The organism is Calidithermus chliarophilus DSM 9957, from assembly GCF_000430045.1.
GTDB classification, from domain to species: domain Bacteria; phylum Deinococcota; class Deinococci; order Deinococcales; family Thermaceae; genus Calidithermus; species Calidithermus chliarophilus.
Genome location: NZ_KE387027.1, coordinates 622,526 through 646,770 on the forward strand (window position 1 = coordinate 622,526; position 24,245 = coordinate 646,770).

Below are 24,245 nucleotides of genomic sequence, written 5' to 3' on the forward strand. Positions count from 1 at the left end.
CCCGCCCCCGCCGCCCCGCCCCTCCCTCGGCCAGCCCACGCGCTGGCTGCGGGCCCGGGTGAGCGTGCGGACCCTCGAGGTGCGGGTCGACCCCACCCTCAGCGAGCCGAAGGTCGAGGGCGAAGCCGAATTCCGCGCCAAGGGCACCGACTACTACCTCGACGCCCGCTACAAAGGCCCCAAAGGCTGGCACGGGGGCGAATGGCACGCCCACGAGCGCCCCGTCACCGTCACCCTGCCCGGCGGGGTGGGGCTCGACGTCGACCTTTCGGCCGGTACGGTGATCGCCGACGACCTGCCCTACCTACGAGCCTCCGTCGGGGCGGGCAACCTGATCGCCCGCAACCTCGGCGGGATCGACGCCAACGTGAAGGCCGGCACCCTCAACGCCGAGCTGTACCTCGACCAGGGGCAGCACCGGGTGCAGGTCAAGGCCGGCAGCGCCGTGCTGAAGCTGCTGCCCGGCTCGGACTACGAGGCCCAGGGCGAGGTGATCATGGGGAACTTCACCAGCACCGGCAAGCACCACCTCGAGAACGAGCGGGGCTTCCCCGGCATGCGCCAGAGCTTCAACATCCTCGAGGGCCAGGGCAAGGCCAAGCTCGAACTCCAGGTCAAGATGGGCAGCCTCAACCTGCTGACCTGAGCGTCAAGGGAGACACCTTATGGAAGACAAGCGCCGAATCATGGACATGGTCAAGGAAGGCAAGATCTCGGTCGAGGAAGCCGTGCGGCTGCTCGAGGCCATCGAACCCCCGGCCACCGGCCCCCGCGCCCCCGCCGGGGTGGCGGTGATGGCGCCCCCCGCGCCGCCCGCGCCCCCCGCCCGGGGCATCGCCCGGATGCTGCGCATCTCGGTCAACGGCGAGGGCATCAAGGTCAACGTCAACCTGCCGGTCTCGCTCGCCAAGTTCGCCTCCAACTTCATCCCCCCGGACGCCAAGCAGGCCATGAGCGCCCAGGGCATCGACCTGGCGGGCATCCTGGACATGCTCAAGGGCGACCTGCCGGAGGGCCGGTTGGTGGACGTGGAGATCCAGGACATGGCCCAGTTCACCGGCGACGAAGGCCAGCGCAGCCCGCTCAAGGGCACCATGCACGTGGTCATCGAGGTGGTGTGAACAAGCGCCGGACGCCTGACGGACGCTGGAGGGTTTCATGGCCGTGCAGATCCTGACCGCCGGGAGAAGGCAAAATGAGGCCGTGCTGACCCTTCAGCGACTCCTGCCGCGCTTCCTCTACGTCTACGTCCGGGTGCCCGTGCTCCCCATTCCCGTCGTGCTCTTCATCCCCACGCTGGTGCTCGAGGGCCTGGTCTACCTGGCCGAGGCCCTCGCCGGGCGCTGGAGCCAGGACGCGGCGTACTACCTCGAGCAAGCCCGCACCGGCCTGCGCCTGATCCGCCACCAGGGGCCCTTCACGGTGGTCGACGTCGAGCTGCAGGACGTCGGCCGCTTCCAGGCCGGCGGGGCGCCCCTGGGCGGCCTGCGTGGCCCGGTGCGGGTCAAGGTCGGGCAGTGGTGAAGCGGTGAGCGGTATCCGGCCCTCCGCCCTCCAGAGGCTCAGAGAAGGTGAACCCATGAGAATCTACCCCGTCCCCACGCAGTGCCCCGCCTGCCAGAGCCCCTTGCGGGTGTCGGGCCTGGTCTGCTCCAACCCCCAGTGCCGCGCCGAGGTCAAGGGGGAGTTCCAGCCCAACGAGTTCGCCCAGCTTCCTGCTGAGCAGCTCGAGTTTTTGCGGCTGTTCGTCAAGGTGCGCGGCAACCTCAAGGAGGTCGAGCGCATCCTGGGCCTGTCGTACCCCACGGTGCGGGCCCGCTTCGAGAACCTGCTCAAGACCCTGGGCTACGAGTACGAGGAGGTGCCCCCGCCCGGCCCCAGCCCCGAGGAGAAGCAGGAGATCCTGGGGCTGCTGGAGAAGGGCGAGATCAGCGCAACTGAGGCTGCGGAGCGGTTGCGCGCATTAAGGAAACGCTGAAGGTAGTGCCCTTGCCCACGGTGCTCTCCACCCACACCCGCCCGCCGTGGGCCTCGACGATGGTCTTCACGATCGCCAGCCCCAGCCCGGTCCCGCCGCGCTCGCGGTCGCGGGCCTTGTCCACGCGGTAGAAGCGCTCGAAGAGGCGGGGCAGGTGCTCGGCGGGGATGCCCTCGCCGTCGTCCTCCACCCGGACCACCGCCCCCGCCGAGACGTCGCGGGCCACCAGGCGCACCCGGGTGGCCCGTGCCTTGATGGCGTTGGAGACCAGGTTGGCGAAGACCTGGTGCAGCCGCTCGGGGTCGCCCTGCACCCAGAGGTTTTCGGGCACCTCGAGCTCGATGCGGCCCTCGAAGCTTCGGGCGTACTCCTCCTGGATCTGCTCGAGCAGCGTGGGCACGTGCACCGCGCCCATGTGCAGCTTCCAATTGCCGCTCTTGGAGAGCTCCAAAAGGTCGGTGACGAGCTTCTTCATGCGCTCGCTCTCGCGCACCACCACCTCGAGGCTCTCGCGCTGCTGTTCGGTGAGCGGGGTGCGGCGCAGCAGGAAGCTCACGTGCCCCAGGATGGCGGTGATGGGGGTGCGCAGCTCGTGCGAGGCGTCGGCGACGAACTGGGTCTGGGCCTGCCAGGTGCTCTCGAGGCGGGCCATCATGCGGTTGAGCGAGCGGATCAGCGCCGCCACCTCGTCCTTGCCCTGGGGCTCGGGCAGGGCCTCGGGCTTCTGGCTCACCGCCTCGGCCTTACGGGCCACCCACTCCAAGGGCTCGAGGGTGCGCCGCACCAGCCGCTGGGCCAGCAGCGCGGCCAGCAGCAGCACCACCACCGCCACCGCGCTGTAGACCTGCAGCCAGCGCGAGAGCACCAGGCTCACCGAGTCGAGCGGGCGGCCCACGACCAGGATGAAGTCCTGCAGCTCCCCCTGCCCGAAGGGGTCGGCCTTGAGGCGTTTGGCGATGACCTGAACGTTGAGGGAGGGCAGGTTGTCGCGCTGGATCGAGGCCCGGGTGTAGATGAGCTCACCCCGCCACACGCGCTCGAGGTCGCGCAGGGACACCGAGAAGTTCGAGCTGCCCAGGTTGGGGCTGGTGAGGATGCGAACGGTGAAGAATTCCCGGCTGGTAGGCCCCAGGGAGTGAAGGTCCCCGAACGCCCGCACGAGCTGGGCGTAGAGGTTGGGCGAGATGCGCGACAGCGCGTCGAGGCGGCTGAGCACGTTGGGGTCGTCGATAGCTGACTCGATCTGGGAAAGCGCGGCCTCGAGCTCCGGGCGAATGCCCGAAAACAGATAACTCCGCAGCGTCGCGTACACGACGGCCCCCAGCACCAGCAGCGAAGACACCAACAGCGCCAGGGTGAGCAGGGTAATGCGGTTACGCAGGGTCATAGGGATGCCTAGGGCCTCACGCTAAACGTTAAATGCCTGAAGATTGGTGAGGCGTTCGACGTTAAGAGCAATAAGCGGTCAGCTTTCAGCCGTCAACGGTAAGCCCGTGGCGTGTTGCCTGTGGTTCGCCCCTCCCCACGCACGGGGAGGGTTTATCCCCCCTGGCCCCCCTTGTTAAGGGGGGTGAAGAAAGGGCGTCTTGCATTTTGCGTCTTGCGTTTAGCTATCGGCTATCAGCTATCGACCATCGACCACCGACATCAATCTTCCCGCAACACGTACCCCACCCCGCGCACGGTGTGGATCAGCCGGCGCTCGTTGGGGCCCTCGAGCTTCTTGCGCAGGTAGCCGATGTACACGTCCACCACGTTGCTCCCGCCCTGGTAGCCGGGCCAGACCTTCTCCTCGATCTCGAAGCGGCTGAAGACCTTGCCGGGGCTCTTGGCCAAAAGCTCGAGCAGCTCGAACTCCTTGTTGGAGAACTCGATGCGGCGGCCGGCGCGGAAGACCTCGCGGCCCTCAAGGTTGATGATGAGGTCGGCCACGCGGATCTCGCCGGTGATGGCGGGGGTGACGCGGCGCAGGTGGGCGCGGATGCGCGCGAGCAATTCCTCGATGGAGAAGGGCTTGGCGAGGTAGTCGTCGGCCCCGGCGTCGAGGCCTTCGACCTTGTCCTCCACGCGGTCCTTGGCGGTGAGGATGAGGATGGGGATGTTGGAGGTCTTGCGGATGCGGCGGGCCACCTCGAGCCCGTCCACCACCGGAAGCATCAGGTCGAGGATGACGAGGTTGGGGTTGACCTCGCGGAAGCGGGAGAGCCCGGTCACCCCGTCGTAGGCCACCTCGGTGCGGTAGCCCTCGGCCTGGAGCTCGAGCTCGATGAAGCGAGCGATATCCTTCTCGTCTTCGATAATCAGGATGAGGGGTTGATCCATGTGCTCCATGGCTGCAAGGTAGGCGCATTTCTCATGAGAAGTTGCCAAGATGTCTTAGAGTTCTCTCATTTGCTTCCAATTTATGAAAAGGTCCCGGCGTTGCCCATAGCCCCAGGGCAAGGCCAATTCGGCGATGAGAAACCGGCTAAAGGTTCACTTCATGAGCGGGCCCAGCGCCTCGCGCAGCGCGCTCACGCCCTCCTCGAGCTCGGCTGGCGTGAAGGCCGCGTAGCCGAGCATCAGGCCGCCGCGGGGCAGTTTCGCCAGGCTGTACGCCGACAGCGGCAGCGCCTCGATGCCCTGCGCGGCCGCGCGGCGCGAGGCCTCCTGGTCGTCGACGCCCGGAGGTAGCCAGGCGGCCAGGTGCAGCCCGGCCTCGGCCCGGTGCACCTCGAGCCAGTCCCCGAAGCGGCGCTCCAGGGCCTCGATCAGGGCCTGCTGCCGCTCGGCGTAGAGCAGCCGGGTGCGCTTGATGTGGCGCACGAAGTGCCCCTCGCGGATGAACTCGGCCAGCACCGCCTGCACCGGCCCCGGCGGGTGGCGGTCCATCAGGGCCCGCCCGGCGACGAAGGCCTCGACGAGGTCGGGGGGGACGACGAGGTAGCCCAGGCGCAGCCCCGGCATCATCACCTTGGAGAAGGTGCCCACGTAGATCACCCGCCCCTCGCGGTCGAGGCCCTGCAGGGCGGCCAGGGGGCGGCCCCGGTAGCGGTACTCGCTGTCGTAGTCGTCCTCGACGATCCAGGCTGAGTGCTCGGAGGCCCACTCGAGCAGCGCCAGCCGCCGGGTGAGGCTAAGGGTCACGCCCAGGGGGTACTGGTGCGAGGGGGTCACGTAGGCCAGCCGGGCGGCGGGCTCGAGCCGCCGGCCCGCGGCCACGTCGAGGCCCTCGGGGTCCACGGGCACCCCCACCACCCGCGCCCCGGCCGCCAGGAAGGCCCCGCGCGCGCCCAGGTAGCCGGGGTCTTCCACCCACACCGCGTCGCTGGGGTCGAGGAGGAGGCGGGCGGCGAGGTCGAGCCCCTGCTGCGAGCCGGTGGTGATGATGACCTGCTCGGGCGTGCAGGCCACCCCGCGCGAGGCCTGGAGGTAGGCGGCGATGGACTCGCGCAGGGGGTGGTGGCCGGCCGGGTCGCTGTAGTTGAGCAGTTCGTCGGGGGCGAGCTTCCAGTGGCGGGCCTCGAGCTTGGCCCACAGCTTCATGGGGAAGGCCCGGAAGTCGGGCAGGCCCGCGCGGAAGACCCCGCTGCCGCGCTTGCGCCGCAGGGTGACCGGGGTGCGGGCGAGCTCCTCGCCGCGCCGGGAGAGCCGACGCCCGTTGCCGGCCAGCCCCTGCGCCAGGGGCCGCGACTCCCACTGCCCCGGGAGGGTGCGCGCCACGTAGGTGCCGTCGCCCACGCGGGCCTCGAGGTAGCCCTCGGCCAGCAGTTGCTCGAAGGCCGTGACCACGGTGTTGCGCGAGAGCCCGAGCTCGCGGGAGAGGTCGCGGGTGGGGGGCAGCCGGGTGCCGGGCGCGAGCTGCCCCTTGAGGATGCCCTCGCGCAGGTAGTCGTAGAGCTGGCGGTACAGCGGGCTTTCGCCCCGGGGTTGGAAGCCGGGCAGGCTCAGCATTGGCTCCAGTGTAGCACCTGGCATTGGCTCTTTCGAACGGTCCAATCCGGGCGTACCCTCGGAAGCATGTACCTGCCCGGCCATTTCCGCGTGGAAGACCCCGCCCCGTTGCACGAGCTCATGCGCCACTTCAGCTTCGCTACGCTGGTCAGCGTCCACGAGGGGCTGCCCTTCGCCACCCCGCTGCCCTTCGTGATCGACGCGGAGCGTAACCGCCTCGAGGCCCACATGGCCCGCGCCAACCCCCAGTGGACCACCCTCGAGGCCAACCCCGAGGTGCTGGTGATCTTCCAGGGCGACCACAGCTACGTCTCCCCGTCCTGGTACGAGAAGCACCCCAGCGTGCCCACCTGGAACTACGTCACCGTGCACGCCTACGGCAAGGCGCGGCTGGTGGAGGAGCCCGAGGCCGTCAAGGCCATGCTGCGGGGCCTGGTGCGCCAGCACGAGCCGGCCTGGGACATGGACGCGCTGCCCGCGAGCTACCTCGAGGGCATGGTCAAGGGCGTGGTGGCCTTCGAGGTCGAGATCACGCGGCTGGAGGGCAAGTTCAAGCTCTCGCAGAACCGCTCGGCCGCCGACCGGCGCCGCGTGGCCGAAGCGCTGGGCCACAGCCCCGACCCCGCCGGGCGGGCCATCGCCCGGCGCATGGCGGAGCGCCTGGAGGAGCGCTGATGTACGCCTTCCGCCGGGCCACCCCCGCCGACGCCGAGCGCATCGCCCACCAGCGCCGCCGCATGTTCGTGGACATGGGCCACCCCGACGACGCCGGCATGGAGGAGGCCATCCGGGCCTTCGTCCCCTGGGTGCGGCGCTCGCTCGAGAGCGGGTACTACGCGGGCTTCCTGGCCTCCGCCGGGGAAACCGTGGTCGCCGGGGCCGGCCTGATGCTCCTGGAGTGGCCCCCCCGCGCCGACAGCCTCCAAACCCTGCGCGGCTACGTGCTCAACGTCTACACCGAGCCCGAGCACCGGGGGCGGGGGCTGGCGAGGGCGCTGGTGGGGCAGGCCCTCGAGCACTGCCGGGAGCGCGGCGTGCGCACCGTGGCGCTGCACGCCTCGGAGGCCGGGCGCCGGGTCTACGAGGGGCTGGGCTTCAGCCCCAGCAACGAGATGCTCTGGAGGGCGCCGTGAACCCCGAGGTCACCCGCCCCGTCACCCTGGAGGGGCGGCTGGTGCGCCTGGAGCCCCTCACCCTGGAGCACCTGCCGGTGCTGCTCGAGCTCGCCCAGGCCGAGGCCTACCCCCTCACCACCGTCCCCCGCAGCGCCGAGGGCATGCGCGTGTACGTCCAGACCGCCCTCGACGAACAGGCCCGGGGCAACGCGGTGCCCTTCCTCACCGTGGACAAGCGCTCCGGCCGGGCCGTGGGCAGCACCCGCTTCGCCAACTTCGAGCACTGGAAGTGGCCGGCCGGGAGCCCGCTGGCTCGAGGGGGCCTCCCCGACGCGGTGGAGATCGGCTGGACCTGGCTGGCGCCCCAGGCCCAGCGCAGCGGCGTCAACACCGAGGCCAAGCTGCTGCAGCTCGCCCACGCCTTCGAGGTCTGGGGGGTGCGCCGCGTGACCCTCAAGACCGACGCCCGCAACCAGCGCTCGCGCCGGGCCATCGAGCGCCTGGGGGCCAGGCTCGACGGGGTCCTGCGGGCCCACCTGCCCGCCGCCGACGGCGGGGTTCGCGACAGCGCCGTGTACAGCGTGTTGCTCGAGGAGTGGCCCGGGGTGAAGGCGCGGCTCGAGGGCTTCCTGGCAGAGTACAGCGCATGACCGCCCCGCCGTCGTAGGGGCCGCGCCGGAGCGCGACGAGCCTCGAGCCCTTCAGCCTTGCGCGCTTTGCGAGGCGATGACCTCGAGCTGCCCCAGGTGGTTGAGGTCGTGCCCGGCCAGGAAGCGCACCAGCAGGTGCAGGCTTTCCCACTCCTCGCGCTCGGGGTGGTAGTAGCTGCGGGCCAGGTCCTCCTCGCTCAGGCCGCGCAGCAGCGCCAGGTTCCACGCCCGCACAGCCTTGAAGGCGTCGTAGGCCAGCTCCATCGGCAGCCCGCCGTAGCGCGCGGCCCAGGCGTCCTGGTCGAAAGGCTGCACGGTGGGGTTGTCCTGCGCGAGGATCTGGCGGAAGCGGAAGCCCAGCGCGATCTCGGTGTCGGCCAGGTGACAAAGGATCTCGCGGGCGCTCCACTTGCCCGGCGCATAGGGCTTCTCCGGCTCGAGCCGCGGCAAAAGCTCCTCGAGCCGCCGCGGCATGGCCGCCAGCGAGGCCAGGGGGTCGTCCTTCCCCAACAGGGCGATGATCCGGGCAAGGTAGGGGTTCATGCTTCATCCTAAAGCGAGAAGCGATGAGCTGTCAGCTTTCAGCCGTCAGCCATCAGCAGGAGGCTCGTGGCTCGTGGTTTACCCCGCCCTAACCCTCCCCGCGTGCGGGGAGGGGGTATCCCCCCAGCCCCCCTTGCTAAGGGGGGTGAAGAAGGGGCGTCTTGCGTTTGGCGTTTTGCGTTTGGCGTTTGGCGTACGACGCACAACCCGCGCCCGGCTATCGGCTATCAGCTATCGACCATCGACCATCGACCAACGTAGCTTTCTCCCCAATGCACCTCAGGCTCGCCCCGATAGAATTGGCCTCGTGGAACAATCCGAAGTCCAGGCGATGCTTCAAGGCATCCGCGAGGCCCGTGCTGCAGGGGAGCCCGTCGCGTTGGCGACCATCGTGGGGGTGACGGGCTCGGCCTACCGGCGCGAGGGGACCCGGATGCTGGTGCGGCAGGACGGCAGCTACACCTGCATGCTCAGCGGCGGTTGCCTCGAGCCCGAGATCGTGGAGGTGGCCCAGCAGGTCATGCGGGACGGGCAGCCCGTGCGCACGGAGTACAACCTCGACGAGGAGGTGATGTGGGGGCTGGGCATCGGCTGCGGCGGGGCGGTGGACGTCTACATCGAGCCCGTGCAGGACGAGCCCGTCACCAACCGCTGGCTCGAGGCCCTCGAACGCGGCGAGCTCGCGGTGCTGGCGACGCCCCTCGAGCCCGGCCTGGGCCGCTTGTTCGTGGGCGAAACCGCCTCGGCGGGCGCCCTGGCCGACGCGGGGCTCGAGGCCCTGGCCCGTGCCTGGGCCCATCAGCTCCTGAAGGCCCTGCAGCCGCGCGCCGCCACCCACGCCCTGCGGGCCTCCGACGGGCGAACGGTCCCGGTGTTTTTCGACGTGAGCCTGCCGCCTGCCGAGCTCGTGATCTTCGGCGCGGGCCACGACGCCATCCCGCTCTCGCGGCTGGCGGCGCAATTGGGCCTCCGGGTGCAGGTGGTGGACATGCGCGACAAATTCGCCCTCCCCTCGCGCTTCCCCGGGGCCCGGGTCCGGCTGTTGCGCCCCGAGCACTTCGCGCAGGCGCTCGAGGTCGGCCCCCGCACCTTCGTGCTGGTGATGAACCACAACCTCCTCGTCGACCAGAGCACCCTGGCCTTCGTGCTCCAGACCCCGGCCCCCTACGTCGGCCTGCTGGGCCCCCGCTCGCGCTTTCTAAAGATCGTGGAGGGCCTCGCCCGGGAGGGCACCCCCCTCACCCCCGAGCAACTGCGGCGGGTCCGCAGCCCGGTAGGCCTCGCCATCGGCGCCGAGACCCCCGAGGAGGTCGCGCTGAGCATCCTCGCCGAGATCATGGCCCTGCAGCGGGGCTACCCTGCCGGCTTCCTCAACGGCCTCGAGGGGCGCATCCACGACCCCACGGAGGCGCCGGTGGTGTGATGTGGGGGTTGATGGCTGAGCGCAGGACGCCGATAGCTGAACGCCAAACGCCAGACGCCAGACGCCAGACGCCTTGTTCCCCCCTTAGCAAGGGGGGCCGGGGGGGATACCCCCTCCCCGCGTGCGGGGAGGGACGGGGAGGGGTTCACCACAAGGCATGAGCTGATAGCTAACGGCTGAAAGCTGAGAGCTGACCGCTGACGGCTCATCACTCACCGCTACCCGCTACCCGCTCGAGCGCCCTCCGGTACTCCTCCGGTGTGTCTACGTCGAATAGCGCGTCCTCCGGGAGGTCTACCGTCACGGCTTCGGCCTTGTGGCGGGCGACTATGCTCCGGGCGCCTTCGTCGTGGAGCTCGAGGAGACCGGGGAAGAGGTCGTGGCGGAAGAGGTGCGGGGGGGCGTGGACGGGGCCGAAGCGGGAGAGCACGAGCGGGGGGCGGTGGGCGCGGTAGGCCTCGAGCACGGCCCGGTAGTGTTCGGCCTGCACGAAGGGTTGGTCGCCCAGGGCGAAGAGGGCGGCCTCGAGGCCGGGCGGGAAGGCTTCGGCGGCGGCGCGGAAGGAGGTCCCCATGCCCTCGAGGTAGCGCGGGTTTTCCACGACCCGCACCCCCAGGCCGGCCACCTCGGCGGCGACCTGGGCGCTGTCCCGGCCCACCACCACCCACACCTCGTCGAAGCCTGCCTCCAGGACGGTGCGGGTCACGCGCCGCACCAGGCTCTCGGGGCCCAGGCGCAGCAGCATCTTGTTCGCCCCCATGCGGCTGCTGGCCCCCGCGGCCAGCACCACGGCGATGACCTTCGAGGTCGGCCCGCTCACGAGGCCCAACCTAACCGCTCACGGCCGGGTTTGCCAAGGGCGGCCGGGTGCCGGGCGAGGGAATGCGGGGAGAGCCCGTGGTATATCGTTAGGAGGTACACAGCGAGGTCGATCGTGAAACTCCAATACAGCGGACAGGAAAACATCCCCGTTCCCTACGACCAGGTCTGGGCCTTCATCACCGACCCGCGCAAGATCGCCACCTGCCTCCCCGACGTGCAGAGCTTCGAGGTGCACGACGACACGCACCTCGAGGTCACGGTGCGGGTGGGGGTGGGGCCCGTGCGGGGCAACTTCAAGTTCAAGATCGAGCTCCAGCCCGACGCGGCCAACCGCCGCATGGGGGTCAAGATCAGCGGGGGCGGCCTCGGCAGCGTGGTCGACCTCCTGGCCAGCGCCGACCTCGCGGAAGAGGGCGGCCAGACCCGCCTCGACTGGAAGGGCGAGGCCGTGATGCGCGGCCCGGTGGCGGCCGTGGGCGGGCGGGTGCTCGACGTGCAGGCCCAGAAGCTCATCAGCCAGACCTTCGCCAACGTCAAGACCGCGGCCACCGAGAGCGTGGGGCGCACGGCCTGACGGCCCGGCTACCGGCCCGTCCCTGATGCGGGTGCCCTGCTCTCGCGCCTCCTAGGGGCGCGGGTGACGAACGCGCGGGGGTTTTCGCCGGGCGCCGGTGCTCAAATTCGCTTGGGGGACGGCGGGTCATCTGCTATCCTCTGGATTCGTGCGTGGGCTGCCGTTCTTGCTGGGCTTGCTGCTGTTTTGGGGGGTGGCGCTGGGGCAATCGCAACTGGCCGCGCGGCAGGTGGTGTGGCCGGTGGAGTCCACCAGGGCCTTCCTCAACGGGGTGGCGGTGGAGCTCGCCGCGCCTGCCCGGCTGGTGGAGGGGCGGGCCATGCTGCCCTTGCGCGAGACGGCGCGCCTGTTGGGGGTGGGCCTCGAGCCCGTCCCGGGCACGCCCGACGGCCTGCGGCTGGGGGGGCTCGAGGTGTACCCCGGCCTGCGGCTGGCGCGCCTCGACGGCCGGCAGGTCTCCCTGAAGGAGGTCGGGTGCGTGCTGGACGGCACGCTCTACGTGGCGGCCCGGGCTTTGGGCGGCAGCCTCGGCGCCCAGGTGAGCTACGACCCCGCCCAGCGCGTGGTGCTGATGCGGCTGGCGCCCGTCGTGCCCGGCGGTTCGCGCCTGCCGGTCGCGCGCTTCACCACCGACAAGCTCGAGTACCGCCTGGGCGAGCCGGTGCTCGTCAGCGAGTTCTCCTACGACCCCGACGGCCTGCCCCTGGCGCTGAAGTGGACCGGGCGGGAGGAGGCCTACTTCGCGCCGGGGGTCTACACCATCGGCCTCACCGCCACCAACGCGCTCGGCCGGGTCAGCGAGCCCTACACCGTGCAGATCCGGGTGCTCGACCAGCCCTACCTCAGCCCCAAGGACTACGCCCTGCGCTACCTGGGCGTGGGCCGCACCTTCCCCGACGGGCAGATCCTTTCCTACCCCGTCGCCGCCCCCGAGCGCCGGGACGAGCCCTACACCCTGCTCTTCAGCGACTCGCCCGAGAAAGTGCCCTCCTCGGGCCTGCTCTACGAGGACTCGGTCCAGGGCGCCGGGCGCCTGCTGCTCTACCACGTCAACGGCACGCCGGGCCCCGCGCGGGTGCTGGTGCTCGCGAGCAGCCTCTCCGGCGAACCCCAGACCCTGCGCGTGCAGCGCCTGGGCAGCGTGGCCAACACCCGCATCGAGTCGGTGCTGGGGCAGGTCAGCCTGCTCGAGTTCCTCGCCTCCCGCGTCCCGCAGAGCCTGGCCCTCGAGCCCCGCCAGGCCCTGCCGCTCTACCTCTCGCCGCCGCTGGCGCCCGGGGAGGGCGTCTCGCTCAAGGCCGACCTGGAGATCGTGGCCCCGCTGGGCCGCGCCCCCGAGCCCGTGCTGCTGAGCGTGTACCTGCTCGAGACCCGCCTGATGGGCGACGCCCCCGACTTCGCCTCCCCCGACTTCCTGGGGCTGCTGCGCTCGCTGCCCGCCCTCGAGCCCGACAGCAACCACGTGCGGGGCACCTTCCCCAGCGCCCTGCGCCGCCTGCGCCTCGACTTGGGCGGCCTCGAGCCCGGCGGGGCCCTGCGGCTCGTCATCGGCGACGGGCGCCTCGACCCCAGCGCCGAGGGCTTCGACGCGATGAGCCGGGTGGCGGTGCGGCTGGCGGGCAACTACGGCCTTACCTACCGCATCACCCTCGACAACGCCGCGGGCACGGTGGGGGCTTTCTCCCCGCGGGGTGGCCCCTACAGCGGGGTGATCGCGGTGGGCGGGCGCTACGTGCAACTCCCGCAGAGCGGGGTGCTGCTGCGCAACGACCTGCCCCTGATCTTCTACCGCAACCTCGACGGGCCCGGCCTGAGCCAGACCCTCGAGCTCGAGTTCGTCCCCGCCTCGGGTTCCTTCCTGCCCGTCAACCTGGTCTTCTACCGCCCCGGCGCGCTGCCGGAGGAGCTGGCTGCGGACCGCCCCGACGCCCGCTCCCCTGCCACCCGCTCCCTGCGCCGGCCCTGAGAGCGGTTCCCACGGCCGCCCCTCACGTCTTGGGGTGGGGTCGGGGTAAAACCCTGCCTCCGGCTACCGCTTCGGCGGCTTGTCGCGGTACATCTGGGCGTCGGCCTGGTCGAGCACCTCCTCGAGGCTCATCGGCGCGAAGACCCGGGTCGCGCCCGCGCTGATCCGCAGCGGCAGCGCCGCCCGCACCCGCTCGATGAGGGGGTGTTCCTCGCCCTCGAGGTCGAGGTGCAGGCTCACGAACTCGTCGCCGCCGATGCGGTAGGCCCGGTCGCCGTGCCGCAGCAGCGTCTGCAGCGCCGAAGCCACCTCGCGCAGCACCTGGTCCCCGGCGGCGTGGCCGTGCTGGTCGTTGACCCGCTTGAGCCCGTCGAGGTCCCAGAAGATCACGGTCACGGGCTTGTCGAGGCGCTGGGCCTGGGCCCGCATCCGGGCAAAGCCCTCGCTCAGGGCGCGGCGGTTGCCCAGCCCGGTGAGGGGGTCGGTGTGGGCGAGCTCGGCGAGGCTGCGCCGGTTGAGCACGCCGTACAGCAGCACCGCGGTCTGGAGGCCGAAGTGCGAGGCGATGGCGACGGCCTCCGGGGTGAAGGCGTCGGGCTGCTCGAGGTTGTCGAGGTTGAGCGTAGCTAGGGCCTCCCCGCCCATCACCACCGGCACGCAGAGGGTGACTTTCAGCTCGCGGATGCGCCCGACCTCGAGGTTGTGCTCCTCGCGCAGCGCCTGTACCGAGCGCAGGATGGCCTCGGTGCCCCGTAGCAGCCGCGGCTGGCCCTGCCGCCAGGCCTCCACCCCCGCCCCGTACCACTTCAGCTCCTCCTCGTAAGAGATGGAGATGCCCAGCAACTCCGGGCTGAAGCCCACCTGCGCCGCCAGGCGGAATTGCTCGCCGGTGTAGTACCAGATGCTCCCCGCCTGAGCCCCCGGCACCACCTCTACGGCGGTCTCCAGCACGTGCTGCAGCAGGTCCTCGAAGCGGGCCTCCCGGGTGAAGAGGCTCGAGAGCACCTCGAGGGTGGTTTGGTAGGCCAGGGCCTTGCTGTAGAGGTCGCTGACGTCCATCCCGAAGCACAGCGTCCCGTCCGCGTAGGGCTGGCAGAAGAAGCGGTGCCAGCGGCGGGGCTTGCCCTCGATGAGCAGCGTGCAGTAGCCCTGGTAAGGCAGGCGGGTGACGGGCGGCTCCGCCCCCACCAGCCGCAACGGGCTCTCCCGGCGGGCCAGCAGGGAAGGGATGTGGCGCTCCTCGATCCCCAGCCGCGACGCCCCTTCCTGGGCCAGCCGGTTGGCCCAGCCGATACGGCCTTGAGAGTTCAGCCATACGATAATCTGGGGTGAATCCAGAAACCCCTCTAGGCCGACCATACCTGACTAGATTATGACCCCCGCCCCGTACAAATGTCGCGGGTTTTGCACAACTTTGGCCCACGACCCGCGGCCGATGGTCATTGCGCCTATATTTCGTTCTATACTATAAGCTGGATGTAACGATCCCAGTCCTGACCGCGCCCCTGGCCGTGCCGGCTGAACTGGGCGGGATGAACAGGATTGAATTATTGAATAAATTCCGGTTTATGGCGAGCCGGGGCATGGGAGGGCTGCGGGATGAGCGCTTCCCTTACCACCAGCCCCGGCGCTTCATCCACCAGGCCAGCAGGCCCGCGATCACCACCAGCCCGCCCCAGAAGAACAGCCGGCCGTAGGGCCAGCGGTACTCGCTGAAGCTGTCGAAGTTGGTGCCGTAGATCCCGGCCCACAGCGTCATGGGCAGGAAGAGCACCGAGATCACCGTGAGCGCCTGCACCACCTTGTTCAGGCGGTTGCTCTGGGCGGAGAGGTAGACCTCGAGCACGTTGGAGAGCTCGTCGCGCGCCGCGTCGAGGCCCTCGTAGACCCGGCCCATGCGGTCGGTGAGGTCGCGGAACATGTAGGCGTCGCTGCCGAGCTCGGGCAGGCGCTCGAGGTGCAGCAGGGCCTCGCGGGCCTGCGAGACGAGCCGCCGGATGCGCAGCACTTCGCGCCGCTGGGCGAACACCTGGCGGGGGACCTGGTTGGTGTCGTCGCCGTCGAGGGCGAGCTCCTCGAGGTCTTCGAGCCGGTCGGTGAGGGTTTCGACGTACTCGAAGAAGGTCTCCACCCCCCGGTCGACGAGCTGCTGCCACAGCCAGATGCAGCTCCCGCCCCGGAAGCCCTCCCACGCTTTCTCGACGTACTCGACGGGCTCGTTGCGGTAGGTCAGGAGCACCTGGCTCTGCGGGAAGTAGAAGTAGCTCACCCGCTCGGTGCGGCTCCTGTGGGTGTGGGGGGTCTCGAGGGTGCGGAAGATGAGGAAGAGGTGGTTGGGGTACTGCTCGAAGCGGCTCCAGTGCCCGATCTCCTGGGCGTCCTCGAGGGCGAGGGGGTTGATGGGGTACTGGCTCTTGAGCAGCGCGACCTCCTCGGGCGTGGGGGTCTCGACGTCCACCCACACCCGCGCCTGCAGGGGCCCGGAGGTCATGCCGTCGGTGAGCTGCTTGGCGCGGATCATCTCTCGGTCAGTCGCAGGGCGCGAGGGCAGCATACCCGCCGGCGGGCGCTCACCGGGTGCTCTCGGCCAGCCAGTCGAGGTAATCCTTGGAGCCGTGCCGGATGGGCAGGGCGATGACCTCGGGCACGGCGTAGGGGTGGAGCTCCTTGACCCGGGCCTCGAGGGCGGCGTAGCGCTCCTCGCGGGTCTTGATGATCAGCAGCAGCTCCTCGCCGCTCGTCACCTCGCCCTCCCAGCGGTAGACCGAGGTCAGGCGGGGCAGCACGTTCACGCAGGCCGCGAGCCCCTCCGCCACCAGCACCTGCGCGATGCGCCGGGCGGAGTCCTCGTCGGGGACGGTACACAGCACCACCAGGTTCATACCCTGCCAGGATACGCGGCCTCGTCGGCGAAGACCAGCACTTCGGGCGCTCGGATCCGGCTCGGGGGCACCTCCTCGCCGCGCAGGAAGCGGGCCAGGGCCTCGCGCTTGCTCGCCCCGGTCACCAGGTACACCACCAGTTGCGTCTGCGAAAGCGCCTTGGGGCTCAGCGAGACCCGCTCGGGCGGGGGCTTGGGGGCGCCGTGGACCGGCAGCACCAGGCGCTCGCTGCCCAGGTCCACGTGCGGCCAGAGGCTGGCGGTGTGGGCGTCCTCGCCCAGCCCCAGCGTCACCACGTCGAAGGGCAGCAGGGATTGCACCAGCCCCTCGCTCACCTCGGCGGAGCGCTCGGGCCCGAGCTCGGCCTGGAAGGAGTGCAGCGTGTAGGGCAGTACGGTCGTGCCGATGGCCTTCGCGATCTGCACGTCGTTGCGCTCGAGGTGGCCCGCGCTCAGGCAGCGCTCGTCGGAGGCGATGAGCTGCACGCGGTTCCACAGGATGTCGGCCCGGCCGAAGGCCTGGTAGGCGGCCAGCGGGGTGTTGCCCCCGCCCAGCACCGCGCGGCCCCCGGCCGACAGGCGCTCGGCCAGCAGGCGGGCGAGCGCTTCGGAGGCGGCCTGGGGGGTGGAAAAACGCTGAATCTGGTAGCTCATAAGAGGTTCTTGAATTCCTCGATGCTCAAGCCGGCATCCCGGACCAACCCACCCATGGTGATGGCGTTGATCGGGTTGTGGCGGGGAATGGTCAAGACCCGTACGCCATCGCTCATGACGGTATGTTTGCCCTGGCGGATGATCCTGAAGCCCGCTTTCTCAAAAGCCCGGATGGCCTCGAGGTGATTGATGCCCGGCAGTTTCGGCATTAAGCCGCGACCTCGACCTCACGGGTCATCGCGTCCTGGGTCAACTCGGCGATTGCCTCGAGGTACTCGTGGATGGCCTCTCGGATGTTCTCGAGGGCTTCGGCTTCGTCGCGTCCCTGGCTCCAGCAGCCCGGCAATCCTGGGACCGAGACCGCGTAGCCCTCCTCGGAAGGGTGCAAAACAACCGTGTATTTCATCGCCCGTATTGTAGCAACCCCACCTTATACCCGATTCGGTCAGTTCGTTCCCGAATGGGGACGAACTGACCCGACCGAAGGGATGCGCTTTCTTCGCCGGCCGTCAGGGAGGGGTGTGCTCTAGGATTCAAAAAGATAGCCTCCGGGAGTCTTTGGTTTGGGCGATTATCTTTTTGAATCCGGTATTAAAGGCTGCGCCAGCGGTGCGGGTCTTCCATCAGGTAGTGCTGCCCGGCGGGGCCGTCGGAGCCCACGGCGTAGAGCTCGGCGGGGTGGTTGGCCTCGAGCACCGGCTCGATGAGGCGCCAGGCCCACTCCACCTCGTCGAAGCGGATGAACAGGCTCGCGTCGCCCTCGAGCGCGTCCAGGATCAGCGTGGCGTAGGCCGAGAGCTCGTGGGCGTCGCCGTTGTTGTAGGGGGTCGAGAGCACCACGGGCCTCGAGCCGAACTGCAGGCCGGGGGTCTTGACCTGCATCTCCAGGTGCAGCGACTCGTTGGGCTGCAGCTCCAGCACCACCCAGCTCGAGCCGGGGTCGCAGTGGGTGTCGGTGAAGAGCTGCGCGGGCGGCTCGCGGAACTGCACGGCGATGGTGGTGCGCTTCTTGCTGAGGGCCTTGCCGGTGCGCAGGTAGAAGGGCACCCCCTTCCAGCGCCAGTTGTCGAGGTACAGCCGCAGCGCCGCGAAGGTCTCGGTGTTGGAGCTCTCGACCTCGGCCTCCTCGAGGTAGCCCGCGTACTGCCCGCGCACGACATCGCCGGAGGAGAGCGGCCGCGCCGAGCGCAGCACCTTGTTCTTCTCGTTGCGCAGCAGGTCGGCCTCGAGGCGGGGCGGGGGCTCGAGGGCGGAGAGGGTGAGCAGCTGCATCATGTGGTTTTGCATCATGTCGCGCACCGCCCCCACCTTGTCGTAGAAGGCCCCGCGCCCCTCGATGCCGATGCCCTCGGCGGCCGTGATCTGCACCTGCGCGATGTGCTGGGCGTTCCACAAGGGCTCGAGCCAGGAGTTGGCGAAGCGGAAGACCAGGATGTTCTGCACCGTCTCCTTGCCCAGGAAGTGGTCGATGCGCAGGATCTGGCTCTCGTCCCAGTACTTGGTGAGGGTGGCCTGGAGCCCCAGGGCGCTCTGGAGGTCGTGGCCGAAGGGCTTCTCGATGACCAGGCGGCGGAAGTGGTTGCCCCTCTCGCGGGCCAGCCCGGCCTCGCCCAGCCCGGTGCCCACCACCGGGAAGGCGTCGGGGGGGAGGGAGAGGTAGAAGATGCTCGAGGGGGCGCTGTCCTTGGCGAGGGCCTCGAAGCTCTCGGGCGAGAAGTCCATCTGGCGGTAGGTGGCCCGCTTGAGGAGGCGCTCCACCACCGTGCCGTCGAGGTTGCCCTGGAACTCCTCGAGCGCGGCCCGCACGTTCTTGTCGAAGTCCTGCTCGCTCCAGGGCTTGCGGCCCACCCCCACGATGCGCAACTCGTCGGGCAGGTAGCCCCCGGCCTCGAGCTCGTAGATAGCCGGGAACAGCTTGCGCGCGGCCAGGTCGCCGGTCGCGCCGAAGATCACCAGGTCGATCATGGGCGCCTCCCGGGCGCGCCGAACGCCGAACGCCGAACGTCAAACGCCATAAGTCTCACCATTGTCCGTGCTCCCCTTCAGTCTCGGGCCTTTTTCACCCCGTGCCCGCCGAACATCTTGCGCATCACCGCCAGCAGGCGCTCGTCGTAGTCTTCCTCGTCCTGGCTCTCGAAGCGGGTGTAGAGCGACTGGGTGATCACCGGGATGGGCACCCCGAGCTCGACGGCCTCGAGCACCGTCCAGCGCCCCTCGCCCGAGTCGGCCACCACCGGGGCGATATCCCCCAGGTCCTGGTCGCTGGCGAGGTACTGCGCGGTGAGGTCGAGGAGCCAGCTCCTTATCACCGTCCCGTGCCGCCAGGCCTCGGTGAGGCGGGCGAGGTCGAAGCCGAACTCCCGCTTCTTGCGCAGCAGGTTGAGCCCCTCGGCCAGCGCCTGCATCATGCCGTACTCGATGCCGTTGTGGACCATCTTGGCGAAGTGCCCCGCCCCCACCGGCCCGGCGTGGACCCAGCCGAGGCCGGGGGAGGGGGCCAGCGCCCGGAGCACGGGCTCCAGCCGCGCCGCCACCTCCGGCGAGCCGCCGAACATCAGCCCGTAGCCGTTCTCCAGGCCCCACACCCCGCCCGAGACCCCCACGTCGGCGAAGAGGAGGCCCCGCTCGCCCAGCCAGGCCGCGCGCCGCTGCGAGTCCTTGTAGTAGGCGTTGCCGCCGTCGATCACCAGATCCCTGGGCTCGAGCACCCCCGCCAGCTCCTCCAGCGTCGCCTCGGTGACGTCCCCCGCCGGGAGCATCACCCACACCGTGCGCGGCGCGGGGAGCAGGCCGCGCAGAGCCTCCAGGGAGGGGGCGGGAGCCAGCCCCTCAGCCGCCAGGGCCCGCACCGCCTCGGGGGAGTGGTCGTAGCCCACCACGCCGAACCCGGCACGCAGCAGGCGGCGGGCCATGTTGCCGCCCATCCGCCCCAGGCCGATCATCGCCAAATCCATGCCCCCAAGTCTAACGTGCTTCGCGGCGAAGCGCGCTCGAGAACGGCGGACCGCGCCCCCGCCCGGAAAACGCTCCCCCGGCCGATGGGGACGCGCATTCCCCGCCTCCGACTCAGCTAGCGTTTATCTTCGCTGGATAAACTCAAATTTGTGAGAATCCTGTTCGTGGCCTTGACGGCCCTGCTTTCCTCGTGCGTATTGACGGTACAGCCCTTGCCGCCGGCCGAACCTGTCGCCCCCTCCACCCCGGCCCTCGTCAACAGCCGCCTGGGCCTGCCGGCCTATCCCGGCAGCCGCATCCTCAAGCGCGAAGAGAAGGGCGACGGCTCGAGCGAGGTGCAGTTCGAGACCAGCGCCGACCTCGACCGGGTCTACGCCCACTTCCACGACTACCTCTCCAAAGCCGGCTGGAGCCGCTGGACCCTCGAGCGCAAGGGCGCGGCCACCAAGCTCGAGGCCCGCTACCAGCGCAACAACACGAGCTTCAAGCTCGAGCTCGACCAGGAGGGGCGCAGCGGGCGGTACAAGTTGGGGATTGATTTTTAGGAGGGAACACCGCTAGCCGATAGCCCATAGCTGATAGCCGAACGCTAAACGCCGGATGCCGGGGGCGGGTCGTGCGTCGTACGTCCTACGTCGTACGCCAAACGCCAAACGCCAGACGCCAAACGCTAAACGCCAGACGCTAAACGCCAAACGCTAAACGCTGAACGCTAAACGCTGAACGCTAAACGCCAGACGCCCTGGCCCTCGACCTTGACACCAGTGGGGAGGGGTAACCACACGCCACGAACCACGGACCACGCGCCATTTGCTGACGGCTGACGGCGGATAGCTGACGGCTCTCTATTCCCTTTGCTTTTTCCGCATCGCCTCGAGGGCGTCCCACTGCTCCTTGGTCACTGCGTCGAGCACGTTGAACTCGCCGGAGCCCCACGCTTTTTCGCCGCCGTCGATGTAGACGAGGTCGCCGGTGATGAAGCCGGCGTGGTCGGAGATGAGGTAGGCGGCGAGGTTGGCGAGTTCCTTGTGGTCGCCCAGGCGGCGCAGGGGGATGCGGTCCATGAACAGCTTCTCGATCTCGGGGGTGGGCATCAGGCGGCTCCAGGCGCCCTCGGTGGGGAAGGGGCCGGGGGCGATGGCGTTGAGCCGGATGCCGTACTTGCCCCACTCGGCGGCCAGCGAGCGGGTCAGGGCCACCACCCCGGCCTTGGCGACCGCCGAAGGCACCACGTAGCCCGAGCCGCCCTCGGCGTAGGTGGTGGCGATGTTGAGCACGGTCCCCTTGTGGCCGCGGGCGATCCAGCGCTTGCCGAGCTCGAGGGTGCAGTAAAACGTCCCGTGCAGCACGATCCCCAGCACCGCGTCCACCGCGCGGTGGGAGAGGCGTTCGGTGGGGGAGATGAAGTTGCCGGCGGCGTTGTTGAGCAGCACGTCCACGCGGCCGAAGTGCCCCTCGACGGCGTCGATCATGACCTTCACCGCCTCGGGGTCGCGCACGTCGCAGGGCACGGGGAGTACCTCGCCCCCCGTCTGCTCGCCCATCTCCTTCGCGGCCTGCTCGAGCACCTCCTGCCGCCGCCCGGCGATGGCCACCTTGGCCCCCAGCTCGAGAAAGCGGGTGCTCATCGAGCGCCCGAGCCCGGTGCCGCCCCCCGTGACCAGCACGACCTTGTCTTGAAGTAAACCAGGTTCAAACATACGAATAGCTTACAATAATACCGGCTTCAAAAAGATAATCACCCAAACCAAAGACCTTCAGAGGCTATCTTTTTGAATCCTAGAGCACACCCTTCGGTCGGGTCAGTTCGTCCCCATTCGGGGACGAACTGACCGAATCTGGTATAAGCCCCTCGCCGGAAGCTGACGGCGGTAGCTGTGGTTCGGGTACATGTTTGAACCCCCGCCAGGTGGCGGGGGTCGGGAACTCGAGGCTTCGGAACCGTCAGGGGCGCCCGGAGATGGGCAGGTTCGAGGCGGGGAGGTTGAAGAGCATGTCCAGCGGCCCGCGCAGCCCCCCGAGCGTCGCGCCGGCGGCAGGAGCTGGCGAGCCCGAGGCCCCCAGGTCGGCGGCGTTGAAGCGGATGATCTGCCCGGTGGCGTCGCCCGAGGAGAAGTAGGGCATCCGCGGGTTCCACTGCCGCAGGGTTTGCGGGCTGGTGCCGGCGGGCGGCAGGTCGTCGCTCACCCAGAGGTTGCCCACGTTGTCGAAAGCCAGGCTGATGGGCTGCTTCCAGGTGCCGTTGGCGGTGATCTTCACGGCGGGGGCGCCGCTGTACTCGCCGGTGCCGGGGCTGCAGGTGGTGATCACGCCGCCGGGGTAGTCGCAGTCGGCGGGGAAGCTGGGGGAGTTCACGTCGAAGCGCGCGATGAAGTCGCCGAGCTTGCTGCTGACCCACAGGCGCCCGCTGGCGTCGAAGGCCAGGCTGATGGGCCCGTAGAGCGAGTTCTTGTCGTTGGCGTTGGCGCTGTTGTCGTAGATGATCATGGCCGCACGGCCGTTGTACCCGCCGCTGCCGCTGAGCTGGCTCGCCTTGAACTTGAGGATCTGGCCGGGGGAGTCGGAGGGGGCGTCGGAGGCGTTGGTGCCGTGGAAGGACACCACCCACAAGTTGCCGTCGGCGTCGAAGGCCAGGCCGGTGGGGGTGGTCATGTGGCCCCCGAAGCCCTCGATCTTGTAGTCGGCGGCGCCGGTGTAGTTGGCGCCCAGCCTCGAGGCGTCGAAGCGCAGGATGGTGTGGTTGAACTGGTCGGCGACCCACAGGTTGCCGCTGGCGTCGAAGGCCAGCGACCGGGGCGTCCCCAGGTCGGGGCCGGTGATGGTCACCGCCGGGCTGGGCGAGGGGCTGGCGAGGTCGGCCGCGCGGTACATCCGGATTTCGCCGGAGCTGCTGGAGACCTCGGTCCCGATGCCCACCCAGACGTTGCCCGCCTTGTCGAGCGCCAGGCCGCGCGCCTTCCTCGTCGCGTTCTGCAAGCCCAGGTCCACCGCGACGGCCGTTCCGGCGGCCTGGTCGTAGCCCAGGAGGCGGCTGGGGCGGTCGTCGCTGAGGTCGGCCGGGGTGCCGTTGTCGTCGCCGTACTCGATGACCCAGAGCTTGCCCGAGCCGTGCTTGCTGTAGGTCACGCTGGCGCTGGCGGTGGCCCCGGCGCTCACGCTCGCGCTGCCGCCGCTGGCCTGGTAGTGCTCGTCCACGGTGGTCTTGGTGACCACTACGCCGCCGGCGGTGATGGTGTAGGTGCCCGGCGTCAGGTTGGTGAGGGTGGTGCTGGCCGTGAGGTTCTGGCTGAAGCCTCCCGGGCCGCTCACGGTGACGTTGGCGTTGGTGCCCGCGGGCAGGCCGCTGATGGTAACGGTGAGCTTGCCGTCTACGGCAGCGTAGTTGACCTGGGCGTTAGCGGTGGCCCCGGAGGCCACGGTGGCCGAGCTTCCCGAAGCCTGGTAGGTGAAGCCGTCGAACGAGACGTTGGCCGGGGTGATGGTGTAGGTGCCGGGCTGGAGGTTGTCGAGGGTGGCGCTGGCGGTGAGGGTTTGGCTGAAGCCGCCGGGGCCGGTCACCGTGACGTTCGCGTTGGCCCCGCCGGGCAGGCCGGCGATGGTCACGACGAGGCGCCCGGAGATGGCGGCGTAGCTGATGCTCACCGACGCCGTGGCCCCCGCGGAAACCGTGACCGGCGAGGTCGTGACCGTGCCGGCGTAGGTGCTGCCGTCCTTGGAGACGTTGGCGGCGGTGACCGTGTAGCTGCCCACGGCCAGGCCGGTGAGGGTCTGGCTCGAGCCCAGGGTGAAGGTGCCGCTAGGGCCGCTCACGGTGACCGGCTCGCCCGAACCGGAGGGCAGCCCGCTGATGTTGACCTGCAGGCTCCCGCTGTTGGTCCCGTAGCTCACGGTGACTTCCTTGGTGCTCGCGCCCGTCACCGTCACCGGCGACTCGCTCACCGTGCCCGCGTAGGTGTCTGCGCCCACGGTGAAGGGGTTGGCGGCGATGTTGTACTGCCCGACGGGGACCACGAGGCTCTGGCTGCCGTTGCCGCTGAAGGTGAGGTTCTGGCTGAAGCCGCCCCCCACCTTGGACACGGCTACGGTGGCACTGGCCCCGCCGGGGATGCCGCTCACGCGGACGGTGAGCTTGCCGTCACCGGCCCCGTAGGTGACCTGGCTGGTCGCCGTGACCCCCGCGGTCACCGTGACTGTTGCGGGATCGACCGAGGCCACGTAGGTGTAGCCGCCCACGCTCACGTCGGCAGCGCTGATGCTGTACTGGCCGGGGACCAGCCCGGTGAGCGTCGTGCTGGTGGCGACCTTCTGGCTGAACCCGCTGGGGCCGGTCACCGTGATCTCGGGGCTGGCGCCGTCGGGCAGGCCGGCGACGCTCACGCTCAGGCCGCCGGTGCTGGCCTGGTAGGTCACCGTGACCTCGGCCTGCTTGCCCCCCTCGACCTTTACGGAGGTGCTGCTGGGGGAGCCGGAGTAGGTGTAGCCCCCGGCGGTTACCGCCGACACGCTGATCTGGTAGGTGCCGCTGGCAAGGTTGCTGAGGGTCTCGCTCTTTTTGACTTCCTTGCTGAATCCTCCGCCCTGCTTGCTGACGGTCACCCTGGCGTCGGCGCCCGAGGGCAGGCCTGCGATGGTTACCTTGAGGCTGCCCGGGGCGGGAGTGCAAGCTGCTAAGATGAGAAGGAGCAGTACCAAGAATCCAAAGTGATGCCTTTGAACGTTCATCCAGAAGCCTCCGTGAGTTAGAGGCTAGC

26 protein-coding genes are annotated in these 24,245 nt (G+C 69.6%); 11 read left to right on the forward strand and 15 right to left on the reverse strand.

What is annotated here, in order from left to right; all coding sequences use genetic code 11:
• From MEICH_RS0120040 to MEICH_RS0120055, 4 genes are all read left to right on the forward strand, one after another.
• The coding region (locus tag MEICH_RS0120040; RefSeq protein ID WP_169730712.1) for a hypothetical protein at positions 1-646 on the forward strand (646 nt) is incomplete at its 5' end.
• 19 nt (positions 647-665) lie between these two features.
• The gene (locus MEICH_RS0120045) at positions 666-1,121 is read left to right on the forward strand and encodes an SHOCT-like domain-containing protein (RefSeq protein WP_027894075.1); all 456 of its coding nucleotides are present in this window, start codon (positions 666-668) and stop codon (positions 1,119-1,121) included.
• A 37-nt stretch (positions 1,122-1,158) separates the two neighbouring features.
• Positions 1,159-1,524 (forward strand): hypothetical protein, encoded by a 366-nt coding sequence (locus MEICH_RS0120050; protein ID WP_157202930.1) that lies wholly within the window; start codon positions 1,159-1,161, stop codon positions 1,522-1,524.
• A gap of 55 nt (positions 1,525-1,579) precedes the next feature.
• Positions 1,580-1,978 carry a DUF2089 domain-containing protein gene (locus MEICH_RS0120055; protein ID WP_027894077.1) on the forward strand — a complete coding sequence of 133 codons (399 nt, stop codon included), beginning with the start codon at positions 1,580-1,582 and terminating at the stop codon, positions 1,976-1,978.
• Here the strand turns inward: MEICH_RS0120055 and MEICH_RS0120060 are convergent.
• The 3 genes from MEICH_RS0120060 to pdxR form a co-directional block, all read right to left on the reverse strand.
• Entirely contained in the window at positions 1,929-3,365 is a 1,437-nt protein-coding gene (locus MEICH_RS0120060; RefSeq protein ID WP_027894078.1) for a sensor histidine kinase, read from the reverse strand. The two genes, MEICH_RS0120055 and MEICH_RS0120060, sit on opposite strands and share 50 nt — an antisense overlap.
• Before the next feature lie 260 nt (positions 3,366-3,625).
• Complete coding sequence (locus MEICH_RS0120065; protein ID WP_018465226.1) at positions 3,626-4,300, reverse strand: response regulator transcription factor; 675 nt, start codon at positions 4,298-4,300, stop codon at positions 3,626-3,628.
• 153 nt (positions 4,301-4,453) lie between these two features.
• Positions 4,454-5,911, reverse strand: coding sequence for a MocR-like pyridoxine biosynthesis transcription factor PdxR (pdxR, locus tag MEICH_RS0120070; RefSeq protein WP_051304377.1), 1,458 nt, complete (start codon positions 5,909-5,911; stop codon positions 4,454-4,456).
• Positions 5,912-5,977: 66 nt separating this feature from the next.
• Between pdxR and MEICH_RS0120075 the strand changes: the two genes are divergently transcribed.
• From MEICH_RS0120075 to MEICH_RS0120085, 3 genes are read left to right on the forward strand one after another with little or no spacing between them, the layout of a single operon-like run.
• A complete protein-coding gene (locus MEICH_RS0120075; RefSeq protein WP_027894080.1) occupies positions 5,978-6,586 on the forward strand; it encodes an FMN-binding negative transcriptional regulator in 609 nt (202 codons plus the stop codon).
• The gene (locus tag MEICH_RS0120080) at positions 6,586-7,044 is read left to right on the forward strand and encodes a GNAT family N-acetyltransferase (RefSeq protein WP_027894081.1); all 459 of its coding nucleotides are present in this window, start codon (positions 6,586-6,588) and stop codon (positions 7,042-7,044) included. The genes MEICH_RS0120075 and MEICH_RS0120080 overlap by 1 nt, the downstream gene beginning before the upstream one ends.
• Positions 7,041-7,676 carry a GNAT family N-acetyltransferase gene (locus tag MEICH_RS0120085; RefSeq protein WP_027894082.1) on the forward strand — a complete coding sequence of 212 codons (636 nt, stop codon included), beginning with the start codon at positions 7,041-7,043 and terminating at the stop codon, positions 7,674-7,676. The genes MEICH_RS0120080 and MEICH_RS0120085 overlap by 4 nt, the downstream gene beginning before the upstream one ends.
• Positions 7,677-7,727: 51 nt before the next feature.
• Here the strand turns inward: MEICH_RS0120085 and MEICH_RS0120090 are convergent, their stop codons facing one another.
• A complete protein-coding gene (locus MEICH_RS0120090; protein WP_027894083.1) occupies positions 7,728-8,219 on the reverse strand; it encodes a DinB family protein in 492 nt (163 codons plus the stop codon).
• Positions 8,220-8,526: 307 nt separating this feature from the next.
• On the opposite strand from MEICH_RS0120090, the gene MEICH_RS0120095 reads away from it, so the two are divergent.
• A complete protein-coding gene (locus MEICH_RS0120095) occupies positions 8,527-9,642 on the forward strand; it encodes an XdhC family protein (RefSeq protein ID WP_027894084.1) in 1,116 nt (371 codons plus the stop codon).
• Positions 9,643-9,850: 208 nt separating this feature from the next.
• Here the strand turns inward: MEICH_RS0120095 and MEICH_RS0120100 are convergent, their stop codons facing one another.
• Positions 9,851-10,462 carry a nucleotidyltransferase family protein gene (locus tag MEICH_RS0120100; protein ID WP_027894085.1) on the reverse strand — a complete coding sequence of 204 codons (612 nt, stop codon included), beginning with the start codon at positions 10,460-10,462 and terminating at the stop codon, positions 9,851-9,853.
• A gap of 114 nt (positions 10,463-10,576) precedes the next feature.
• Between MEICH_RS0120100 and MEICH_RS0120105 the strand changes: the two genes are divergently transcribed.
• Both MEICH_RS0120105 and MEICH_RS26260 read left to right on the forward strand, forming a co-directional pair.
• Positions 10,577-11,038: an SRPBCC family protein gene (locus MEICH_RS0120105; RefSeq protein WP_027894086.1), complete on the forward strand. Its 462-nt coding sequence runs from the start codon at positions 10,577-10,579 to the stop codon at positions 11,036-11,038.
• Positions 11,039-11,186: 148 nt separating this feature from the next.
• A complete protein-coding gene (locus MEICH_RS26260) occupies positions 11,187-13,004 on the forward strand; it encodes a copper amine oxidase N-terminal domain-containing protein (RefSeq protein ID WP_157202931.1) in 1,818 nt (605 codons plus the stop codon).
• 63 nt (positions 13,005-13,067) lie between these two features.
• On the opposite strand, the gene MEICH_RS27470 is transcribed toward MEICH_RS26260, so the two are convergent.
• From MEICH_RS27470 to gnd, 8 genes are all read right to left on the reverse strand, one after another.
• Complete coding sequence (locus MEICH_RS27470; protein WP_051304379.1) at positions 13,068-14,363, reverse strand: GGDEF domain-containing protein; 1,296 nt, start codon at positions 14,361-14,363, stop codon at positions 13,068-13,070.
• A 253-nt stretch (positions 14,364-14,616) separates the two neighbouring features.
• Entirely contained in the window at positions 14,617-15,525 is a 909-nt protein-coding gene (locus MEICH_RS0120120; protein ID WP_027894087.1) for a magnesium transporter CorA family protein, read from the reverse strand.
• 49 nt (positions 15,526-15,574) lie between these two features.
• Positions 15,575-15,886, reverse strand: a complete 312-nt coding sequence (cutA, locus tag MEICH_RS0120125; RefSeq protein ID WP_027894088.1) for a divalent-cation tolerance protein CutA — start codon at positions 15,884-15,886, stop codon at positions 15,575-15,577.
• Positions 15,883-16,539, reverse strand: a complete 657-nt coding sequence (locus tag MEICH_RS0120130; protein ID WP_027894089.1) for a 6-phosphogluconolactonase — start codon at positions 16,537-16,539, stop codon at positions 15,883-15,885. The genes cutA and MEICH_RS0120130 overlap by 4 nt, the downstream gene beginning before the upstream one ends.
• A complete protein-coding gene (locus MEICH_RS0120135) occupies positions 16,536-16,748 on the reverse strand; it encodes a type II toxin-antitoxin system HicA family toxin (protein ID WP_027894090.1) in 213 nt (70 codons plus the stop codon). The genes MEICH_RS0120130 and MEICH_RS0120135 overlap by 4 nt, the downstream gene beginning before the upstream one ends.
• A complete protein-coding gene (locus MEICH_RS0120140) occupies positions 16,748-16,945 on the reverse strand; it encodes a type II toxin-antitoxin system HicB family antitoxin (RefSeq protein WP_027894091.1) in 198 nt (65 codons plus the stop codon). Before MEICH_RS0120140 ends, MEICH_RS0120135 begins: the two co-directional genes overlap by 1 nt.
• Positions 16,946-17,130: 185 nt before the next feature.
• Positions 17,131-18,504, reverse strand: a complete 1,374-nt coding sequence (gene zwf / locus MEICH_RS0120145) for a glucose-6-phosphate dehydrogenase (RefSeq protein ID WP_027894092.1) — start codon at positions 18,502-18,504, stop codon at positions 17,131-17,133.
• Positions 18,505-18,581: 77 nt separating this feature from the next.
• Positions 18,582-19,493 (reverse strand): phosphogluconate dehydrogenase (NAD(+)-dependent, decarboxylating), encoded by a 912-nt coding sequence (gene gnd, locus MEICH_RS0120150; RefSeq protein ID WP_027894093.1) that lies wholly within the window; start codon positions 19,491-19,493, stop codon positions 18,582-18,584.
• 150 nt (positions 19,494-19,643) lie between these two features.
• On the opposite strand from gnd, the gene MEICH_RS0120155 reads away from it, so the two are divergent.
• Entirely contained in the window at positions 19,644-20,039 is a 396-nt protein-coding gene (locus MEICH_RS0120155; protein ID WP_027894094.1) for a hypothetical protein, read from the forward strand.
• 300 nt (positions 20,040-20,339) lie between these two features.
• Here MEICH_RS0120155 and MEICH_RS0120160 read toward each other — a convergent pair whose 3' ends face one another.
• A complete protein-coding gene (locus MEICH_RS0120160) occupies positions 20,340-21,194 on the reverse strand; it encodes an SDR family oxidoreductase (protein WP_027894095.1) in 855 nt (284 codons plus the stop codon).
• Between the two features lie 244 nt (positions 21,195-21,438).
• A complete protein-coding gene (locus tag MEICH_RS0120165) occupies positions 21,439-24,186 on the reverse strand; it encodes a hypothetical protein (protein ID WP_157202932.1) in 2,748 nt (915 codons plus the stop codon).
• Between the last annotated feature and the right edge of the window lie 59 nt (positions 24,187-24,245).

What these genes read in the sequence shown, in the direction of transcription:
- MEICH_RS0120045 (WP_027894075.1), top strand. Translation starts at nt 666, where the DNA reads ATGGAAGACAAGCGCCGAATCATGGACATGGTCAAGGAAGGCAAGATC.
- MEICH_RS0120050 (WP_157202930.1), top strand. Translation starts at nt 1,159, where the DNA reads ATGGCCGTGCAGATCCTGACCGCCGGGAGAAGGCAAAATGAGGCCGTG.
- MEICH_RS0120055 (WP_027894077.1), top strand. Translation starts at nt 1,580, where the DNA reads ATGAGAATCTACCCCGTCCCCACGCAGTGCCCCGCCTGCCAGAGCCCC.
- MEICH_RS0120060 (WP_027894078.1), bottom strand. Translation starts at nt 3,365, where the DNA reads ATGACCCTGCGTAACCGCATTACCCTGCTCACCCTGGCGCTGTTGGTG.
- MEICH_RS0120065 (WP_018465226.1), bottom strand. Translation starts at nt 4,300, where the DNA reads ATGGATCAACCCCTCATCCTGATTATCGAAGACGAGAAGGATATCGCT.
- pdxR (WP_051304377.1), bottom strand. Translation starts at nt 5,911, where the DNA reads ATGCTGAGCCTGCCCGGCTTCCAACCCCGGGGCGAAAGCCCGCTGTAC.
- MEICH_RS0120075 (WP_027894080.1), top strand. Translation starts at nt 5,978, where the DNA reads ATGTACCTGCCCGGCCATTTCCGCGTGGAAGACCCCGCCCCGTTGCAC.
- MEICH_RS0120080 (WP_027894081.1), top strand. Translation starts at nt 6,586, where the DNA reads ATGTACGCCTTCCGCCGGGCCACCCCCGCCGACGCCGAGCGCATCGCC.
- MEICH_RS0120090 (WP_027894083.1), bottom strand. Translation starts at nt 8,219, where the DNA reads ATGAACCCCTACCTTGCCCGGATCATCGCCCTGTTGGGGAAGGACGAC.
- MEICH_RS27470 (WP_051304379.1), bottom strand. Translation starts at nt 14,363, where the DNA reads ATGGTCGGCCTAGAGGGGTTTCTGGATTCACCCCAGATTATCGTATGG.
- MEICH_RS0120120 (WP_027894087.1), bottom strand. Translation starts at nt 15,525, where the DNA reads ATGATCCGCGCCAAGCAGCTCACCGACGGCATGACCTCCGGGCCCCTG.
- cutA (WP_027894088.1), bottom strand. Translation starts at nt 15,886, where the DNA reads ATGAACCTGGTGGTGCTGTGTACCGTCCCCGACGAGGACTCCGCCCGG.
- MEICH_RS0120130 (WP_027894089.1), bottom strand. Translation starts at nt 16,539, where the DNA reads ATGAGCTACCAGATTCAGCGTTTTTCCACCCCCCAGGCCGCCTCCGAA.
- MEICH_RS0120135 (WP_027894090.1), bottom strand. Translation starts at nt 16,748, where the DNA reads ATGCCGAAACTGCCGGGCATCAATCACCTCGAGGCCATCCGGGCTTTT.
- MEICH_RS0120140 (WP_027894091.1), bottom strand. Translation starts at nt 16,945, where the DNA reads ATGAAATACACGGTTGTTTTGCACCCTTCCGAGGAGGGCTACGCGGTC.
- zwf (WP_027894092.1), bottom strand. Translation starts at nt 18,504, where the DNA reads ATGATCGACCTGGTGATCTTCGGCGCGACCGGCGACCTGGCCGCGCGC.
- gnd (WP_027894093.1), bottom strand. Translation starts at nt 19,493, where the DNA reads ATGGATTTGGCGATGATCGGCCTGGGGCGGATGGGCGGCAACATGGCC.
- MEICH_RS0120160 (WP_027894095.1), bottom strand. Translation starts at nt 21,194, where the DNA reads ATGTTTGAACCTGGTTTACTTCAAGACAAGGTCGTGCTGGTCACGGGG.